The sequence below is a fragment of the uncultured Sphingomonas sp. genome, assembly GCF_946477935.1.
Lineage (GTDB): Bacteria > Pseudomonadota > Alphaproteobacteria > Sphingomonadales > Sphingomonadaceae > Sphingomonas.
In genome coordinates, this window is the sequence record NZ_CAMLAC010000061.1 from 1 (window position 1) to 17,947 (window position 17,947).

Sequence of the window (17,947 nt, forward strand, 5' to 3'; positions counted from 1 at the left end):
GCCCGCCGCTGCCACACCAGCCACCCCACCACCGGCAGGATGAACAGGCAGTGCCCATAGGTCGTGTTCGTCCACCAAAGATCGACCAGTTGCACCACATCGCGCCAGAACAGTCCCAGTAGCGCCAGCCACACCACCGCCAGCACCGACAGATGCTCCCGCCGGCGGCTCATTCGTTCAGCCCGAGCAACGCCCCGAGCGGCGCCAGCCGCGCGTCCCAGTCATAGCGTGCCAGAACCTGCGCACGCGCTTCGGGTCGATCGGTCGGCCCGTCCAGCGCCGCGATCACTGCGGCGGCGAATGCCTCGGGCGCATCCGCCACCGCGATCGTGCCACCATGGTCGATCCCCTCGGCCGCCGCCGGCGTCGCCACCACCGGCCGCGCCATCGCCATCGCCTCCAGCACCTTGTTCTGGATACCGCGCGCCAGCCTGAGCGGCGCCACGCACACCCGCGCCGCCGCCAGCCAGCCCCGCACATCCGGCACCGTACCGGTCACCACCACACCGTCGCGCGCACCCAGACGCGTTACCGCCGCCACCGGCGCCCGCCCCACAATCACAAACTGCGCCGCCGGCCGGCTACGCCGCACGATCGGCAGGACATGGTCGGCAAACCACGTCACCGCCTCGACATTGGGGCGATAATCCATCTGACCGGTGAACAGGATCGTCTCCGCAGCCGTGGCGACCGGCCGGCAGAGTGCCGGGTCATAGGCCGCGGCATCGATGCCGTTCTCGACCGCCACGATCCGCCCGTCGCCGCCACCGGCGCGGAACAGCGCTGCCTCCGCCTCGCTGACGAACAGCGTCGCCGAAGCATGTGCCGCCACGGACCGCTCGAACGCGCCGAGCAGTCGCGCCTCCCGCGCATAGACCCAAGCCATCGGGCCGCGCACATCCTCCGCCAGTTGCGCGAACTTGGCGGAATCGACATCCACCATGTCCATCGTCACCGGCACGCCTTGCGGTGCATAGGGCGCCATCTGACCCGAGAACACATAGGTGGCGGCGATCGGATGGGCGTGCATCACGTCGGCCACCACCTCCGTCATCCGCCGATCGGCAAAGGCGGTCAGCGACAGGGGCCGCCCGCTCGCCAGCGCCTCCAGCCCTGCGCGCGGCGTCGACTTGGTGCGCGGCACGATGCGGCAACTCGCCAGCCGCTTTGCCAGGTCGGGCAGCACCACGCGGTCGGCGGGATCGTCGGCAAAGGCGCACAGATGCACCCGCGCCCGCGTCGCCAGATGCGACAGGATGTGGAAGCTGCGAATCTTGTCCCCGCGGTCGGGCGGAAATGGCGCCCGGTGCGCCAGGAACAGCAGGTCCTTCACCGCCTCAGCCCAGCCCCCGCGAGATCAACGGACCCGCGCGATTGGCCAGCCAGAGCGGCAGCCGCTTCCACGTCGCAACCATCAGCGCGTATTTCGGGTTCAGCGGGTTCACCTCGCGCACGCCCCCCTCATGCCGACTGGCGTAGCGCAGCGGTTGCGGGTCGAACCCCCAATTCTTCTTGAACGCCGCCGCGCCCGTGCCCGTCTTCGACCGGCCGAAATCGAACCGCGTGCATCCCCGCTCCCGCGCATGGCGCATCAATGCGAAATACATCGCGTCATTGGCACGAAGCCCACGCGCTTCTCGCGTCCCCCCACCCCAATAGGGATAGACGGTGCCGCCGAAATACAGGTTCAGCACGCTCGCCACGGCGCGCCCTTCATGCCGCACCGTCAGGATATCGGCATCCAATTCCTCCAGCACGGCCGCGAACAAGGCGCGCGGAAACACCGGCGTCCCAAGATTGCGGACCGACTCGCCGTAAACGCGCGCATGCGCCGCCCGGTCGCGCGCACCGCTCCCGGTCTCGACGCCCAGGTCCAGTGCCAGCGCCTTGCGCAGTTCGGCGCGCTGCTTGCGCGGCACCGCCTTCAACTCCGCCTCGTCATCCGCTGCCAGCGGCCGCACGAAGCCCAGATAGCTGCTCTCGTTCACCAACCAGCCGTCGGGCACCGGCCCGCCGCGCAACTCGACGCTACCGATGCCGGCGGCACGCGCCATATCCCATGCTGCTGCCGCCAGCGCGTCGCATCCCTCGCCCAGCACGCCGCCATCCACGCCAAAGCCGGCAGACACCAACGCCGCACCGAACAGGGGTGATCGCATCGCCGTCAACGGCAGCACACCCACTGGCATGCCGCCCCGTTCCGCCACCAGATAGCGCGCCTTCTGCCCCGTCCCCCGCTCCACCGCACGCGACCATCCGGTCAGGTGAAAGGGCGTGGCACCCGGCGTCTCGCGAACGAACGCATCGATCCGCGCCGCCTCTCCGGGCGTGCGCAGGTCCGCCACGCGGATTTGGGTCATGACAGCGCCCGTGCCTCCTGCGCCACCACCGCGTCCATCCGGCCCCAGTTGTGACGCGTCGCCAGCCGGCGCAGCTTGCCCGCCATCGCGCCCAGGCGGGAGTAATGCCGCACCCGCGATTTCAGCGGCGCGTTCGCCACGCGCGGCTGGCCGGGATCGATCTCCCAGGGGTGAAAGTAGAACACCGCACCATGCGCATCGGCGTTTACTTGCCGCACCGCGAAGTCCATCAACTGCCCGGGCAACAGGCGGAAGAAGCCACCCCCCGTCGCCCAGCGTCGCCCGGCGATCTCGGCCACCGTCACCGGCACCTCGATCAGCGCGCTGTCCGCCAGCGGACGATGCGCGTAGCGTGGTGCCTCGCGCCAGCCATAATGGTCATGTGCCAGCGGCGCCACGCTGGAGGAATAGGCATAGCCGGCCTCCGCCAGCACCGGGTGCGCCCAGGGCGTGCGCGCATCGATCGAGAAGCTCGGTGCGCGATACCCCGTCACCGCCTGTCCCGACGCATCCTCGAGCGCGGCCCGCGCACGCGCCAGGTCCGCGCGGAACGCGTTCGCATCCATGGTGAAGACGCGGGCATGATCCCAGCCATGGCTCGCCATTTCGTGCCCGGCATCGACGATGCGACGGATCAGCCGGGGGTGGCGATGCGCCACCCATCCCAGCGTGAAAAAGGTCGCGCGCGTTCCCGTCTCGGCGAACAGGTCCAGCACCGCACCCGTATTGGCCTCCACCCGGGCATCCAGCCGATCCCAGTCCGCCTTGTCGATCACCCGCTCGAACGCGCCGACCTGGAACCATTCTTCCACGTCAACCGACATGCCGTTCAGCGGCTTAGGCGGCATGGTCCCACGCGCTCGGCCGGTGCAGGGGCGACAGGTCGGGCTGTTCGCGATCGGATTCCACCCAGTCGACCAGCAGCGTCAGGATCCGGCGCAGCGCCGCCTCCTGCTGCTCGACCCGCGTTTCCAGCGCCGCCACCCTGGCGCGTAATCCTTCGTCGGCTACCGTAACAGGCGGCGGTGCCACGATCGCGGGTGCTTCCTCGACCACGACCCGAACCGGGTCGGCCAGCGGCGCCGCAACCTCGGTCGGCATCGGCAGGTCGGCGGCCATGTCCTCGGCCACCGCCTCCACCACGGCGGCATCGATCAGCGTCAGGTCCAGCACCGCCGCCTGCAGCATCACTCGACCGGCCAGCAGGTTCAGCCGCCGCGGCACGCCGCCCGACACGCGGAACAGCGCGGCGAACGCGTCGTCGGCGAAGTCCGGCCGTCCCTGCCACCCCACGATCGACAGGCGATGCGCGATATAGTCGGCGACCTCATGCTCCTCCATCGGGTCGAGGTGATGGATCGCGATGATCCGCTGGCGCAGTTGCTCCAGCCGTTCCGACCCGTGCAGCCGTTCGCGAAACTCGGGCTGGCCGAGCAGCACGATCTGGAGCAGCGCATGCCCGCCCGCCTGGAAGTTGGACAGCATGCGCAGTTCCTCCAGCGCATCCACCGGCAGCCCTTGCGCCTCGTCCACGATCAGCAGCGTGCGCCGCCCAGTGCGCGCCACCGCGTGCAGCCCCCGCTCGATCGCGGTCAGCAACTGCGCCTTCTCCAGCCCGGCCGGATCCACCTCCAGTTGCGTCGCGATCGTGCGCAGCAGGTCGCGGGCGTCGATCGCGGTCGACACGATCGTCACGGCGTGCAGCCGCCGCGGATCGATCGTCTCCAGCAGATGGCCAACCAAAGTCGTCTTGCCCGCGCCGATATCGCCGGTGATGACGATAAAGCCCTCGCCCTGCGCCAGCCCGTAACCCAGATAGGACATCGCCTTGCGATGCGTCGCCGTCTCGTACCAGAAGCGCGCGTCGGGGGTCAGTTGGAACGGCCGTCCGGTCAGCCCGTAATGCGTGTCGTACATCGTCTGCCTTTCCGGCCGGTCAAAAATAATATCGGGCGGCGATAAGCGCCTGTGCCGACAAGGCGCTGTCGAGGTCGCCCACCTGAAAGTGGTACAGCCCGACGCTGGCCGTCGTGCCCAGCCGTCCGAAATTGCGGTAATAGCTGGCGGTCGCCCCCACAGAGACGACATCGTCCGCCCCCGCAAGCTCGCTGCTGTAATGATTGACGAAGGCGTTCAGGTCCACACCCGACACCGCGTTCAACTGGCGCGCGTAGAAGAGTTGCCCGTACCAGCTTTCATCCTCCAGCCCGTACAACACCACGCCCGCCGGCACGCTCGGCGCGAACAGCCGCCGGTTGGCATAGCCCGCGCCCGCCCCCCAGGACGCCAGTCCCCGCTGTACCGTGACGATCCCGTCCACGCCGCGCGCGCGGTAGCTGGCGGTCTGTACCGACTGGAACACGTCGTTCAGGCACCCGCCCGGCGTCGTCCCGCTGTTCGAGAAGACGCAGCCATTGACGCCCTGCCCGAACACGTCGCGCGCGCCGATGAAGTTGGTCGGCAGGCTGGCCAGCCCGGTGCGAAGCTGCCGCCCGAAGGTCTGTACCCCGTCATACACGACCACCGCCACGCCCATGCTGCGCGACGCCTGATAACGAAGCGAGCCCGTATAGCTGATCGACCCGAACCGCTCGCCCACCCGCGCCTCCAGCGCGGTGCGGCGATTGGGGCGCCACATCACGCCCGCGTCATAATAGACGCCGTCGGTGCGGTAGGCGATACGCCGCGGGGAGCCGGGGTCGGTGACGAAGCGGCCATCCCCGTCCAGCACCGGCGCGCCACCCGCGTCACGCAGCGCATCGCGCTGGCTCGTCTCGATCCGCTCATACCCCACGCCGCCGACCAGCGCGACATAAGGAGAGATCGGCCAGAGCACGTCGCCGCGTCCGTACCAGCCCTCGTACCGCCCGGCCAATTGCCCCGCCGTTTCACGCTCATAGGCACCGCTGACCGTGAAGCCCGGCGTCGCCACGACCCCGGGCGCTACGCCCAGGCTGGCCGTCGCGATGTGGTTCCAGCTATCGTCAAAATAGTCCAGCCGCGGCAGCGTCGGGGAAATGCCCCCGATCGACGGCACCTCCACCTTGGTATAGCCCAGCCGGTAATTGGCGTTCACCGTCGCCACGCCGAGCTGCCCGGTATAGCTGGGGCCGACATAGGCCGAATAAAGCTGACTGGTATTGCCGACATTGCCGACCAGCACGCCCGGTGCGTCGCCGCGAATATCGGATCGCACCCGCGTCGCCAGCGCGCCGCCCTCCAGGCTCAGCCCGCGCGTCAGCGAGACGATCCCGCGCGCCAGCCCGGCATGCACGTCGCTGTCCGCCAGATCGCTGCCCCAGCCGATCCGCCGTTCGTAGCGATAGCTGGCCTGCCCCTGCGCGCGCGCGGTGGCGATCGATGCATCCACCCCGGCGGCAAGGGTAGTATAGGTCAGCACATCGCCCGAACGCAGGTCGGCGGCCAGCACCTGGCCCAGTTCGATATAGGGCTGCACCACGGTGCGCGACGATGCCGGCGTTCCGTCTGAAATCTGTGCCTGCGACGGCACCGATGCGGCACCGATGCCGCCCCCCGTCTGCGCGGCTGCTGGCACCGCCAGCACGATGCCGGCAAGGGCCGTGACAGCTCTCACCGTGCGCCCTCCTGTCCGTAATAGCTGCCGAAGCGCTGGCTGCCGGACACGAACGCCACCGAGTTCAGGACGAGCTGGATGTGCTCGCACCCATCCAGCAGGTTCACCGCCGCCGCCAGCTCCGTCTCCGGCGTCCGGTCCGCCCGCACGATCAGCATCACCTGCCCCACCAGCATCGCCAGTACCGAGGCGGGCGAGGCCGCCAGCGCGGGCGGCGAATCGAAGATGATCAGGCGCCGGGGATTGGCCTCCAGCAGCCGGCCCAGCACCGCGCGCGTCCGTGCCGAACCCAGGAGTTCGGTATCGCTGGCCGTCTTGGTGCCCGCCGACAGCACCGACAGATGCGGCACGTCCGTGCGCACCACCAGGCTTTCCACGTCGATCCGCGCATCGTCCAATGCGTCGAGCAGCCCCGGTCCCTCGGGCAGCCCCAGCCGCGCCAGCACGTCGGGCTTGGCGAAGTCGGCATCGACCAGCAACACCTCCGTATCGCGCTCCGCGGCGACCGACAGCGCCAGGTTGATCGCACAGAAAGTCTTGCCGTCGCGCGGCCGCGATGAACAGACCAGCACGCTGCGCGCCTTGTCGGTCTCGCCCGCTGCCAGCAACCGTTCGCGCGTCACGAACAATTGCCGCTTCACCAGCCGGAACTCCTCCGCCAGCGGCCCCACCGGCGCGCCGGGTACGATCATGCCGTTTTCCGCCAGCATCGCCCGGTCGATCGTTGCGACATCGCTGAACACCGGCGCATATTCGCTCGCCAGAAAGGCGCTGTCGGCGGCGCTCGCCCGGAACTCCTCGGGGATGTTGAGCAGTACCGGCCCGTCCTCGACCGGTGGTTCCGGCATCGCGACGGGAGCCACCGGCGCCGGTACGGGAGGTGCCACCGGTTCCGGCGCGGGGGGCGCAGCCAACGGCGAGCCTGCACGAACGTGCGCCGAGAAGTCATACACCTCGGCCGCCCGCTCCAGCAGCGAGGATGATCGGCGCGGTCTGGGGTTGCTCATCTGGGTCCTCACGCCGCCATTCCGCGCTGCAATACCTCAACGCCCAGCAGCAGCACATAGGCCACCCCCAGCGCCGCCGTCCCGCCGAGGAACAGTTTCAGCCGCTTTGCCCGCGCCTCGGCCTGGGCGCGCGTCACCACCTCGCCGATCGCACCGATGACGGGCATTCCGGTCGCCCGCTCCAGCGCGCCGACCGTGGTGAATGTCCCCCTCAGCTTCGCCAGCGCGAACGCCGCGGCGACCCCTGCGCCCAGCCCGGCCACGAAAACACCGCTCAGCAACAACATACGGTTCGGGGCCACCGGCTTGGACGCCAGGGTGGGCGGATCGATCAGGCTGAAGCGCACGCTGTCGGTCTGCGTCTGCGCCTGCCCACGCAGCGCGATCTGCTCGCGCTGGCGCAGCAACTGGTTATACTGGTCCTGCAGCACCTGATAATCGCGCTCGATCTGGCCCTGTTCGGCCGCAACTTCCGGATCACCCGCCAGCTTGGCGTTCAACTGGTCCAGATCGCCCTGCAACTGCGCCTTTCGCATCCTGAGGGCCGCGACCTGCGCCTGCTTGTCCGCCGCCATGGATTGCAGCGACAGATAAAGCGGATTGGGCGTGGCACCGCCCGCCGTTCCCACCGGCTCGGCGCGCGCCGCCGCGGTCGCAGCGGTCAACTGGCTCTTCAGCGCCACGACGTCCGGATGATTCTCGGTATAGCCGCGCGCCCGCGCATCGGCCAATTGCCCCTGGATCGCCGCCAGCCGCGCGCGTGCCGGGCCGCCGGTGGTGCCCCCCGGCCCCGCCACGGTCTGCGCGGTGGAGGCCATCTGCCCCTGTACCGCCGCCAGCCCGGATTGTGCCGCCGCCAGATCGCCGTCGACCTGCGCCATCTGCGCACGCGACGCACCGATCCGGTCGCTCACCGATCCGGTACCCGGCAAACCACCCAGATAGCGGTTCTGGAAATCGGCGCGCTTGGCCTCGGCATCCGCCAGTTGCCGCTGGCGCTGCGCCAATTGCTTGTCCAGAAACGCCAGACTCTGGCTCGTCGCGCTGCGATCCCCCGCCAGATTGGTTTCCACGAAGATGTCGATCAGCTTCTGCGTCACCTCGCGTGCCAGCTTGGGGCTGCTCATCGTCGTCGTGATCTGGAACAGATTGTCCTGCTGGCTGTCGATCTTGATCGACTGCGCCAGCGACGACACCCGGTCGGCCACATCGCGGTCGTTCGCCACGGTGTTCGCCAGATCGGTGCCGCGCACCACTTTCTGCAGGTTGACCGCCGAGATCAGCGTCTGGCGCACCTGATCCACCGTCTGCTGCGCCGCCTGTGGCGCCCCGTTCAGATCGGCGGGCAGGATCGACTGCATGTCGACCAGCACGCGCGCGCGCGATTCATACCGACTCGGTATCTGCGCCACGAACAGCCAGCCGAGCACGCACACGCCCCAGGCGACAGCCAGCGCCACCCAGCGCCGCGTCCACACCGCGTGCAGCGCCAGCCTCACTTCATCCAGGATGCCGTTCATGCGCGCATCCTCAGAACATCGACTCGGGGATGATGATCACGTCGCCCGGCTCCAGCCGGACATTGGCGGAGGAATTGCCGCGCTTCAGCAGATCGGCGATCTTCAGCGCATATTCCTTCTGCTTGCCCGTCGCGCGGTCGTACCGGACCAGCTTGGCCTTGTTGCCCGCCGCATATTGGCTGAGCCCGCCGACCGCGATCATCGCATCCAGCAGCGTCATGTTGGCGCGGTAGGGCAGCGATGCCGGTTTTTCGGTGGCGCCGACGATGCGCACCTGCTGGCTGAACGTGCCGGAAAAATTCTCCACGATCACCGACACGATCGGCTTCGAGATATATTCGGACAGCGCCTTGGTCATGTCGTCGGCCAGCATGGCCGGCGTCTTGCCGACCGCGGGCATGTCGTTGACCAGCGGCGTCGTGATCCGGCCATCGGGGCGCACCTGCACCTTGGCGGTCAGTTCGGGGTTGCGCCACACGAAGATGTTCAACTGGTCCAGCGGCCCGATGACATATTCCTCGCCCGGCTGCTCCTTGCTCGCCACATAGGACGCGGCGGGCAATTGCGCGGCCGGCGTCGTGGTGGTGGCGCACCCCGTCAGCACGGTGGCAGCGATGCCGGCGAGCAGACAGGAACGGGCAAATGGGCCGGTCATCGGGGCATCACTCCTCAGGACGCCATGTCCGGCGCCGTCGTCTTCACCCTCCGCTATGGGGTAACAGAGGTGAACATTGGGTTAGAGGCGGCGCGAAAGTCGTAAAAGCCGGCACCGTCACGATGCCAGCCGCTCCGCCGCCGCCGGGTGCCCCAGAAACGCCGCCGGGCTCGCGCTGGCACCATAGGCGCCCGCCAGGAAGATCGCGATCACGTCGCCTGCCCGCGCCGCCGGCAACGCCACCCGGTCGCCCAGCCGGTCCAGCGGCGTACAGAGCGGCCCGACCACCGACACCGTTTCATCCGGTGCTGCGCCCATCGCATGCGCCACCGCCAGCGGATAGTTGCGCCGCACCACCGTGCCGAAATTGCCGCTGGCAGCAAGCTGGTGGTTCAACCCGCCCGACAGGATCAGGAAGGTCTCGCCCCCGCTTTCTTTGCGATCGATCACCCGCGCCAGATACACACCCGCCTCCGCGACCAGCCAGCGGCCCAGTTCGATCGCGAACCGGCTTTGCGCCAGCACCGCGGCGCGCGCGGACAGGGAATCGGCCAGCGCCGCGCCCACCGCTTCCACATCCAGCGCCCGGTCGCCCGCGAAATAGGGTACGCCGAACCCGCCCCCCAGATTGACCAGCGGCGGCGCATGGCCCGCCTCGTCCGCCAGCCGCGCCGCCAGATCCAGCGTCGCGCCGTGCGTGTCGATGATCGCCTGCGCATCCAGCGCCTGGCTGCCGGCATAGATATGGAAACCGCGCCAGTCGGCGCCCGCTTCCACCAGCCGCCGCACCAGCGCCGGCACCCGCACCGCATCGATCCCGAACGGCGACGGCCGCCCGCCCATCCGCATCCCCGATCCGCGCAATTCGACATCCGGGTTGACCCGCACCGCCAGTCTCGGCGTCGGGCCGAGACGCTCGGCCATGGCAAGCGCGCGCTCCGCCTCCCCTTCCGACTCCACGTTCAGCGTGATCCCGGCCGCGATCGCCGCCTCCAGCTCGCCGTCCCGCTTGCCCGGCCCGGCGAAGCTCACCGGCAGGCCAAGCCCTGCAACCTTGGCCAGTTCTCCGGCGGAGGCCACATCGAACCCGTCGACCAGCGCCGCCATCGCGGCCAGCAGCGGCGGAAACGGATTGGCCTTGATCGCATAATGCAGGTCGATCCCGGCAAAGCACGCCCGGAACCGCGCCACCCGCGCCGCCACGATCGCGGGATCATAGACGAACACCGGCGCATCCCCCTCGATCCAGTCCGCCGCCGCGCGCCCGCCGATCGTCAGCGCGCCCCGCTGCCCGGCGAACTCCGCCGGGATCGGTCCCATCGGCTTCATGCCTGCATCTCCTGGCGCAGTCCCGCACGGTCCAGCTTGCCATTGGCGTTGCGCGGCAGCGCGTCCCGCCAGTCATAGCTGCGCGGCTGCATGAAGCTCGGCAGGTCGCGCTTCAGTCGCGCGCGCAGCAGCTCTTCCCGCGCCGGATCGCCGGCCAGCACGACATGGATCGCCTGTCCCAGCCGCGCATCGGCAATGCCCATCGCCACCGCTTCCCGCGCTTCTCCTCCGGCCAACACTGCCTCCTCGATCTCCTGCGGGCTGATCCGGTTGCCCGCCGACTTGATCATCTCGTCATCCCGCCCGACAAAGCGGAACAGTCCGTCCTCGCCTTCGACCACCGTATCTCCCGACCACACCGCCATGCCCCCCGAGGCGGCAAATTCCGGTGCTGGGCGAAAGCGTTGCGCGGTACGCTCGGCATCCTGCCAATAGCCTTGCGCCACCAGTGGCCCGGCATGGACCAGTTCGCCCGGCTCCCCTGCCCCGGCCCGCGTCCCGTCTCCCCGCACCGCCATCACCTCCGCAAACGGAATCGCCTGCCCGATCGCGTCCGGATGCGCATCGATCAGCTCGGGATCCAGATAGGTGGAGCGGAACGCCTCGGTCAGCCCGTACATCGCGTACAGATCGGCGGCCGGAAAGCGCGCCCGCAGATCGCGCACCAACCGCGGGGTCAGCGCGCCCCCCGAATTGGTCAGCCGCCGCAGCATCGCCGCGGTCTCCGCCGGCCACTCCGCCTCCAGCAACTGCACCCAGAGCGGCGGCACCCCGGCGAGCGTCGTCGCCGCCACCCGCGTCACCGCCTTCACCACATCGCGCGCCGTCAGATAATCCAGCGGCGCCACGCTCGCACCCGCCATCCAGCTCGACAGCAACTGGTTCTGCCCATAATCGAAACTCAGCGGCAACACGCCCAACACCCGGTCGGCAGGCGTCAGCTTCAGATACTGCGCAACAGACACCGCCCCCAGCCATAGATTGGCATGGCTCAGCATCACCCCCTTCGGACGCCCCGTCGACCCGCTCGTATAAAGAATGGCCGCCAGCGCACCCGGATCCGCATCGGATCGGCCAAGCGCCGGCCCGTCCAGCGCATCCTCCGCGACGATCGGCGTTGCGATCCCGTCCAACCCCGTGATCCGTGCGGTCTGCGTTACCAGCAGGCGTGCGCCGCTGTCGGTCAGGATATGCTCCACCTGCGCGCGGCGAAGCGCCGGATTGATCGGTACGTGCACCAGCCCGGCGCGCGGCACCGCCAGCGGCAGGAGGCACGCCATGCGGGTCTTGGGCAGCCAACTCGCCACCCGGTCGCCCGGGGCAAAGCCCTGTGCTGCCAGCCAGCCCGCGCAGCGCGCGACGGCATCCTCCAGCATGGCATAGTCCAGCACGCCCGCCCGCTCGATCAGCGCGGGGGCATCGGGGGCGCCGGCTAGGACATGGTCGATGGGTCGGGGGGTGGCATCCGGTACGATCATGGCACAGCCGCTATGCGCCAAGCCGTTGCCGAATTCACCCCCGCGCATTAACGGGCTGGCTGAACCATAAAGAGGCCACCATCCGTGATCCCCGAAGGCCGCCACGAAATCGAAGACACCGTCCGCGCCGTGCTGGCCGACGTGCTGGGACTAAGCCCGGACCGTGTCGCCGGTTTCACTGCCGACACGCCCCTGTTCGGTGCCCTGCCCGAACTCGACTCGATGGCCGTCGCCGGCGTGCTGACCGAGCTTGAGGATCGGCTGGGCGTGCTGATCGAGGATGACGAGGTGGACGGCGAGATGCTGGAAAGCTTCGGCAGCCTCGTCGCCTTCGCTGCGGGCAAGGCGCTCGTTTGATCGAGCGCTACACCTGGTCGGGTGGGACCGAGGCGATGCTCCGCTTCGGCCCCCCGACCGGTGTGGTAGTCACCGCCATCCTCCCGCTGCTCGAGGAAGCGAACCGCACCCGCGGCCTCGTGATCGCCACCTTGCGCGACTTGGGCCAACGCGGCATCGCCGGCGCCCTTCCCGATCTGCCGGGCACCGGCGAAAGCGCGCTGCCGACTGACGCAGTGCGCCTTGCCGACCTCCGCACCGCGCTCGCCGCCGCGGTTCGCACTTTCGGTCGCCCCGCCGTCACATTCGCGATCCGCAGCGGCGCGCTGCTCGATGCCGACGCACCTGTTGCCGCGCGTTGGCTGCTGGCGCCGCAGGGGGGCGACGATCTGCTGCGGGCATGGCGGCGATTGTCCGCCGGTGACATGGTGGCAGGAAACCAGGTCGCGCCCGAACTGCACGCCGCCCTGTCCGGCGCCGACCCCGTCGCGACCGACATACCAACCCGCGTCGTGCGTCTGGATACCGACCCTCGCCCCGCAGACAGGAAGCTGGCCGGCGCCCCGCCCTGGCACCGCGCGGAACCGGATACCGATCTGAAACTGGCCGCAACGCTGGCCGACGATATCGCGACATGGGTCGAGCGATGCGCCGCCTGATTGCCTTTGCGTGCCGGGGGGAGACCCTGCTCGGCACGCTGGACGCGGCGACGGGCACCACCGGCATCCTGATCGTCTCCGGCGGCAACGAACCCCGCATGGGTGCGCACCGCGGCATGGCGATGCTCGCGACCCGGCTCGCCGCGCAGGGGCACCCGGTCTTCCGCTACGACCGCCGCGGCGTCGGCGATTCGGAAGGCACGAACGGCGGATGGCGCTCCGCCGCACCCGATCTCGCCGCTGCCGCCGCAACATTCCGTGCCGAGGCCCCGCACCTCACCCGGTTGATCGCCTTCGGCAATTGCGACGCCGCCACCACCCTCGCGCTATACGGGCGTGCCGCCGGGATCGACCGCATCATACTGGCAAATCCGTGGCTGGGGCAGGACGGTGACGCGCTCCCCCCCGCCGCCGCGATCCGCAAACATTACGCGCAGCGCCTTGCCTCACCCGGTGCATGGTGGCGATTGGCACGCGGCGGCATCGACCTCACCCGGCTGCGCGCCGGGTTGGTCAAGCTGTGGCACTCCCCCACCCCGCCTTTGTCGGACACCGTGCTCGATGCCATCGCCGGGTGGGACGAGAACGCCTCCATCCTTCTTGCCGAAGGCGACGCCACGGCAATCGCCTTCCAGGCCGCGGCGCGCCACCGCCGCTTCACCACTCGCTGCGTGGCCACCGCCTCACACAGTTTCGCCGGCCACGCGCAAGCCGTGGACGCGGCGATCCTGGCGGCGCTGAATCAGAAGGTCGTGCTGACGCCCAGCGTGAAGATGCGACCCAGCCGGTAACGGTTGATATCGACCTGCGCCCCATTGTCGAAGGTCTGGAACTCGCGGTAGCCCGTACCCGTCAGGTTGCGCGCCTCGAACTTTACCTCGAACTGACCGCCCAGCAGATCGACACCCTGCCGCGCGACCACGTCGAGGCGGATGCCCGGACGCTCGATCAAGTCCGGCAGGCGCAGACCGCCGCCGCCCGATACCGGCCCGCGATTGGTCACGCGGTTGCTGGCATAGTTGAACAGCACCGTCAGCTGCGACAGGCTCTCCTTGTCCTCAAGGCCCAGTTGCAGGTTCACCAGATGATCCGACTGGCCGACCAGCGAGGCGCCGTCCTGGAACAGGATATTGGCCGGTCGAAGCACGGGATTGACGCCGGTCTGGAGCGGGCTGGCGATCAACTGGTCCGTCGCGTCGATCGACGACTTGGTAAAGGTATAGTTGGCGATCGCCACCAGGCGCCGCGTCGCCAGGAAGCCGATGTCCAGCCCGTCGAGCGGGATGTACTTCTGCAACTCGACCTCGCCGCCGTACAGCTTGGCGCGCGGCGCATTGGCGAAGCCGGTCTGCAGCACGTCCGCGCCGCCGGGGAAGAACGCCACCGCCTCGATCGGATCGTCGATCCGCTTGTAGAAGCCCGAGGCGCTGAACCGCTGGTCGCGCGCGAAATACCATTCGTAGCGCAACTCGCCGTTATAAAGCTGCGAGTCCTTCAGGAACGCGTTGCCGAAGAACAGGCGATCGCTCTCGAAATCCTGGTAAAGCTGCGGCGCCAGTTCGCGGAACTGCGGTCGGGCCAGCGTCTTGGACATGTGTCCGCGAAGCTGCATGTCCTCGGCGAAGTTCCAGGTGACGGTGACGGCAGGCAGCCAATAATCGTTCTTGATCTGGGTCGGCGCGGCATTCCCCGAGGGCATCACCCGCTCGTCGCCATTCTCGTAGCGAACACCGACCGTGGCACGCAGCCCGTCGGTGATCTCGCCCTCCACCTGCGCATAGGCGCCGTGAACGCGCAGGCTCGCGTCGTACGCAGCAGCGCCCTGCCCGGTCGAGGTGTTGCGCAGATAGATGCCCGCATTCTGGATGGTGAAGTCGGACAGCAGGTAATCGGGCCGCAACTGCGCGATCGCATCGGGCACCGGCCCGTTATTCGGTCCCGAATACTGGAAGGTGTACCGGCTGGAGGAGCGCGCGGTGTCGTTATAGGCATAGCCGACCGAGACCGCGAAGGGCCGGTCGAACGGCACGTTCCAGGTCAGGTTCGCCTGCCCCGACCACAAACGCTCGTCCAGTTCGCTGAACGCGATAGCGGCCGACTGCAACCCGCTCAGGTTGTTCGTATAGTCGCCGATCGCCTCGTTATATTGATAGGTAAAGCCGCGCTCGTAAGGGCTGTTGCGCTTGGTCTTGGCATAGGCGCCGCGGGCATCGAACGAGATATCGTTGAACTTGAACTCGCCCACCAGCTGCGTGTCGCGCAGCTCGCGCTCGAACCAGCTCGTATTCTGGTTGATGAATGGATCGATCCCACCGGGCAGCGTGCCGATATTGGCGGTCGTGCCCCGCGACAGGCGCCCCTGCTTCAGCGTGTCGTGAATATAGAGGTTGGTCAGCCGGATCTTGTGGTCGCCGAACTCGGCCCCCATGCCCAGCATGCCGTTCACGATCGCACGGTGATCGGTCAGCACAGTGCGGAAGTCGCGCAGCAGGCCACCGTCGATATCGTCGGAAAGCTGCTGGCGCGAATCGCGCGTCCGCCAGGTGTTCGACAGGCCGGCCGCCGCGATCACGCCCAGCCGGACATTGCCGATATCGGTCGAACTGCCGAAGCTGGCTTCGTACGAGAAGTTGGCGGGCAACTGGTTGTTCTGCTGAAGCAGCGTCGTCTGGGCATTGTTCAGCCCGATGATCTCGGACGATCCGGGCGAGGTGCCAGCGATGCCGGCGCGCTTGATGAAGCCCGGCGTGGTACGCGTGCCATCGTCGAACCCGGTCCAGTCCGCGTCACCGCCGGCATAGGTATAGCCCAGCTCGCTGGTCGTCACCGTATCCGCGCCCAGCGATCCGCCGATCTGGAAGAAGGTCTTGTCCGGCACCGCCTTGGTGGTCAGGTTGATGACGCCGCCACCGAACTCGGCCGGATAGTTCACCGAATAGCTTTTCTGCACCAGCGCCGAGGCGATGACGTTGGTCGGGAAGATGTCGAGCGGCACCACGCGGCGCAGCGGCTCGGGGCTGGGCAGCGGCGATCCGTTGAGCAGCGACGACGAGTAGCGATCGCCAAGCCCGCGCACATAGACGAAGCCGTTGCCGACCACCGACAGGCCGGTCACGCGGCTCAGCGCGCCGGCGATGTCGCCCTCGCCCGTTCGCTGGATGTCGGCGGTGGACAGGACGTTCAGCACCTCCGGCGTCGCGCGCACGACATTAGGGATGTTGCGGCCGACCACGACGATCTCATCCGACGTACCCGAGCCACCGGGGGTCGAGACGTCGACCTGTTCCTGCTGCTGCTCGGCGGCGGCTTGCGGATCCTGCTGTGTCGGCGTGCCGGCTTGCGGCGACACCACCTGGCCGGCCGGGGCCCCGCCACCGGCCGGCGCCGCTGTGCCGGTCTGCGCGACGGCGGCGGCCGGAAGCATGATGGTGCTCGCCAGCAGGATGGAAAGGTAGGATGACGTCATGATGGCCCCGAGCCTTGCAATAGCGGCTCGGGGGCAGCCCCCGCCGCCCCGAGCCTGGAGATAATGGTCCGCGGGCGGCCCCTGCCGCCCGCATGCATGGTCGCGCCGCTTAGCTCGGCAGGCTGGTGCAGGCGCCCGAGGTCGTGCCGAAATTGGCGCGGTTCGAATTGCACGTCCAACCACGGAACCAGGTGTCGTTCGGGCCGCTGACCGCGCCGACATAGCTGGTCTGGACCAGGAACGACGTGCCCGCCGGGTTCAGCGTCGATGCGTTGAACGCGGTCGCGGTCGCGGCCTGACCGGCGGGGTAGAAGCCGTTGGTCAGCAGGCCGGTGCCGCGCTCGACATTGTTGCCGCCCGCCGCGTTGAAGATCGCCGCCATCTCCGCCGTGGTGACGGTGACGTTGTTCTGCGTGGTTTCCGCGTAAGGATTCGCGCACCCGAACAGCACCGAGTTGAACACGGGCGGGCCATTGTCCTCCAGCGCCGTGTTGGCCGGACGGATGGTCGTCTTGCCCTGTGCATCCGCACCGGCGACGATGTTGAGGCACGCATTCGGGCCGACGACGATGCCGTTGACGAAGCGCGCATCGGCACCGCCGCGCAGGCGGATCGCGGCGTTGGTCGCGGTCGAGGTCTGGACGAAGGTGAAGTTCGACAGCGTGTAACGCTGACGCGGCAGCGCGTCCTCGTTGTTGTTCGAGTCGATCTCGGTCGCGTAATTGTCGGTCTGCGTGTTCACCGGCTTCTGGATCGCCAGCACGAACTGGATGAAGCCCTGCCAACCCACATCGGTATCCACCGCGTCGTCGTCGGTGCCGGTCATCACCAGGTAGCGCATGTTGGTGCGGCCACCGAACACCTCGATGCCGTCATCCGAGGAGTTGTGGACCTGAACGTGGTCGATCGTCGTGCCAGAGCCGGTGCCGCCCAGCGTCAGCCCCTGCAGCTCGTTGTTCGGGCTGATGATCGTGCCCGAATAGCGGATCTGGACATAGCGCACCGTACCCGAATTGTCGGTGGGCGTCGCGCCACCGTACAGCGCGGTGGAGGTGCCCTCCACGACGTTCTCGCAGTTCACCGAACCGCCGGCGACGGTGGCGTTGCAATTCGAGATTGGCGCACGGCCGGCCATGATGATGCCGCCCCACAAGCCCTGGCTTTCGTCGGTGACGCCGCCGGTCAGGTTCTGCTGCGCGGTGAAGATGATCGGCTGCGTCTCGGTGCCCTCGGCATTCAGGCGCGAGCCGCGGTTGACGACCAGGAAGTCGTTGTCGCCATTGGTGGTGTTGGCATAGACCAGCACGCCCGGCGCGATCGTCAGCGTGGCCGACGCACCGCCCGGCGCATTGCCCGCACCGCCGATATCGACGCCGACATCGACGCGACCGTTGATCTCATAGGCGACGCCGGCAACCTTCTGCAGCGACAGCGAACCCTCGATCCGGCTCGGCAGGCGGCAGCCGCGATAGCTGCCGACGATGCCGGCATCCGACGTGCCGGTGGGGCAGGATGCGGCGGGCGTGCCAGGCGCGGTCGGGG

The 17,947-nt window shown here is 68.5% G+C and carries 16 protein-coding genes; 3 read left to right on the forward strand and 13 right to left on the reverse strand.

Features of this window, described 5'->3' with window-relative positions; translation table 11 throughout:
• The 11 genes from Q0U08_RS08680 to Q0U08_RS08730 all read right to left on the reverse strand — a co-directional run.
• A partial coding sequence (locus tag Q0U08_RS08680; protein WP_298090996.1) for an archaeosortase/exosortase family protein occupies positions 1-173 on the reverse strand: 173 nt, incomplete at its 3' end.
• A complete protein-coding gene (locus Q0U08_RS08685; RefSeq protein ID WP_298090980.1) occupies positions 170-1,333 on the reverse strand; it encodes a TIGR03087 family PEP-CTERM/XrtA system glycosyltransferase in 1,164 nt (387 codons plus the stop codon). The genes Q0U08_RS08680 and Q0U08_RS08685, both read right to left, overlap by 4 nt.
• 4 nt (positions 1,334-1,337) lie before the next feature.
• Positions 1,338-2,360 (reverse strand): FemAB family XrtA/PEP-CTERM system-associated protein, encoded by a 1,023-nt coding sequence (locus Q0U08_RS08690; protein WP_298090982.1) that lies wholly within the window; start codon positions 2,358-2,360, stop codon positions 1,338-1,340.
• Positions 2,357-3,208 (reverse strand): XrtA system polysaccharide deacetylase, encoded by an 852-nt coding sequence (locus Q0U08_RS08695; RefSeq protein ID WP_298090983.1) that lies wholly within the window; start codon positions 3,206-3,208, stop codon positions 2,357-2,359. The genes Q0U08_RS08690 and Q0U08_RS08695 overlap by 4 nt, the downstream gene beginning before the upstream one ends.
• On the reverse strand, positions 3,198-4,277 hold the full coding sequence (locus tag Q0U08_RS08700) for an AAA family ATPase (protein WP_298090984.1): 1,080 nt from the start codon (positions 4,275-4,277) through the stop codon (positions 3,198-3,200). The genes Q0U08_RS08695 and Q0U08_RS08700 overlap by 11 nt, the downstream gene beginning before the upstream one ends.
• 19 nt (positions 4,278-4,296) lie before the next feature.
• On the reverse strand, positions 4,297-5,955 hold the full coding sequence (locus Q0U08_RS08705; RefSeq protein WP_298090985.1) for a hypothetical protein: 1,659 nt from the start codon (positions 5,953-5,955) through the stop codon (positions 4,297-4,299).
• Entirely contained in the window at positions 5,952-6,962 is a 1,011-nt protein-coding gene (locus Q0U08_RS08710) for a chromosome partitioning protein (RefSeq protein ID WP_298090986.1), read from the reverse strand. The genes Q0U08_RS08705 and Q0U08_RS08710 overlap by 4 nt, the downstream gene beginning before the upstream one ends.
• 8 nt (positions 6,963-6,970) lie before the next feature.
• The gene (locus Q0U08_RS08715) at positions 6,971-8,482 is read right to left on the reverse strand and encodes an XrtA system polysaccharide chain length determinant (RefSeq protein ID WP_298090987.1); all 1,512 of its coding nucleotides are present in this window, start codon (positions 8,480-8,482) and stop codon (positions 6,971-6,973) included.
• Positions 8,483-8,492: 10 nt separating this feature from the next.
• Positions 8,493-9,137, reverse strand: coding sequence for an XrtA/PEP-CTERM system exopolysaccharide export protein (locus tag Q0U08_RS08720; RefSeq protein WP_298090988.1), 645 nt, complete (start codon positions 9,135-9,137; stop codon positions 8,493-8,495).
• A 117-nt stretch (positions 9,138-9,254) separates the two neighbouring features.
• Complete coding sequence (locus Q0U08_RS08725; RefSeq protein ID WP_298090989.1) at positions 9,255-10,466, reverse strand: pyridoxal-dependent decarboxylase, exosortase A system-associated; 1,212 nt, start codon at positions 10,464-10,466, stop codon at positions 9,255-9,257.
• Positions 10,463-11,944, reverse strand: coding sequence for an AMP-binding protein (locus Q0U08_RS08730; RefSeq protein WP_298090990.1), 1,482 nt, complete (start codon positions 11,942-11,944; stop codon positions 10,463-10,465). The genes Q0U08_RS08725 and Q0U08_RS08730 overlap by 4 nt, the downstream gene beginning before the upstream one ends.
• A gap of 84 nt (positions 11,945-12,028) precedes the next feature.
• On the opposite strand from Q0U08_RS08730, the gene Q0U08_RS08735 reads away from it, so the two are divergent.
• The 3 genes from Q0U08_RS08735 to Q0U08_RS08745 are packed head-to-tail and all read left to right on the forward strand — an operon-like array spanning position 12,029 to position 13,730.
• Positions 12,029-12,301, forward strand: a complete 273-nt coding sequence (locus tag Q0U08_RS08735) for an acyl carrier protein (protein WP_298090991.1) — start codon at positions 12,029-12,031, stop codon at positions 12,299-12,301.
• On the forward strand, positions 12,298-12,939 hold the full coding sequence (locus Q0U08_RS08740) for a hypothetical protein (RefSeq protein ID WP_298090992.1): 642 nt from the start codon (positions 12,298-12,300) through the stop codon (positions 12,937-12,939). The genes Q0U08_RS08735 and Q0U08_RS08740 overlap by 4 nt, the downstream gene beginning before the upstream one ends.
• On the forward strand, positions 12,927-13,730 hold the full coding sequence (locus Q0U08_RS08745) for a hydrolase 1, exosortase A system-associated (protein ID WP_298090993.1): 804 nt from the start codon (positions 12,927-12,929) through the stop codon (positions 13,728-13,730). Before Q0U08_RS08740 ends, Q0U08_RS08745 begins: the two co-directional genes overlap by 13 nt.
• On the opposite strand, the gene Q0U08_RS08750 is transcribed toward Q0U08_RS08745, so the two are convergent.
• Positions 13,682-16,405 carry a TonB-dependent receptor gene (locus Q0U08_RS08750; RefSeq protein ID WP_298090994.1) on the reverse strand — a complete coding sequence of 908 codons (2,724 nt, stop codon included), beginning with the start codon at positions 16,403-16,405 and terminating at the stop codon, positions 13,682-13,684. The genes Q0U08_RS08745 and Q0U08_RS08750 overlap by 49 nt on opposite strands.
• Positions 16,406-16,514: 109 nt before the next feature.
• On the reverse strand, positions 16,515-17,947 hold a 1,433-nt coding region (locus tag Q0U08_RS08755), incomplete at its 5' end, for a hypothetical protein (protein WP_298090995.1).

Bases quoted from the DNA above. Each gene is read 5' to 3' on its own strand.
- Q0U08_RS08690 (WP_298090982.1), bottom strand. From the start codon at position 2,360: ATGACCCAAATCCGCGTGGCGGACCTGCGCACGCCCGGAGAGGCGGCG.
- Q0U08_RS08695 (WP_298090983.1), bottom strand. From the start codon at position 3,208: ATGCCGCCTAAGCCGCTGAACGGCATGTCGGTTGACGTGGAAGAATGG.
- Q0U08_RS08700 (WP_298090984.1), bottom strand. From the start codon at position 4,277: ATGTACGACACGCATTACGGGCTGACCGGACGGCCGTTCCAACTGACC.
- Q0U08_RS08710 (WP_298090986.1), bottom strand. From the start codon at position 6,962: ATGAGCAACCCCAGACCGCGCCGATCATCCTCGCTGCTGGAGCGGGCG.
- Q0U08_RS08715 (WP_298090987.1), bottom strand. From the start codon at position 8,482: ATGAACGGCATCCTGGATGAAGTGAGGCTGGCGCTGCACGCGGTGTGG.
- Q0U08_RS08720 (WP_298090988.1), bottom strand. From the start codon at position 9,137: ATGACCGGCCCATTTGCCCGTTCCTGTCTGCTCGCCGGCATCGCTGCC.
- Q0U08_RS08725 (WP_298090989.1), bottom strand. From the start codon at position 10,466: ATGAAGCCGATGGGACCGATCCCGGCGGAGTTCGCCGGGCAGCGGGGC.
- Q0U08_RS08730 (WP_298090990.1), bottom strand. From the start codon at position 11,944: ATGATCGTACCGGATGCCACCCCCCGACCCATCGACCATGTCCTAGCC.
- Q0U08_RS08745 (WP_298090993.1), top strand. From the start codon at position 12,927: ATGCGCCGCCTGATTGCCTTTGCGTGCCGGGGGGAGACCCTGCTCGGC.
- Q0U08_RS08750 (WP_298090994.1), bottom strand. From the start codon at position 16,405: ATGACGTCATCCTACCTTTCCATCCTGCTGGCGAGCACCATCATGCTT.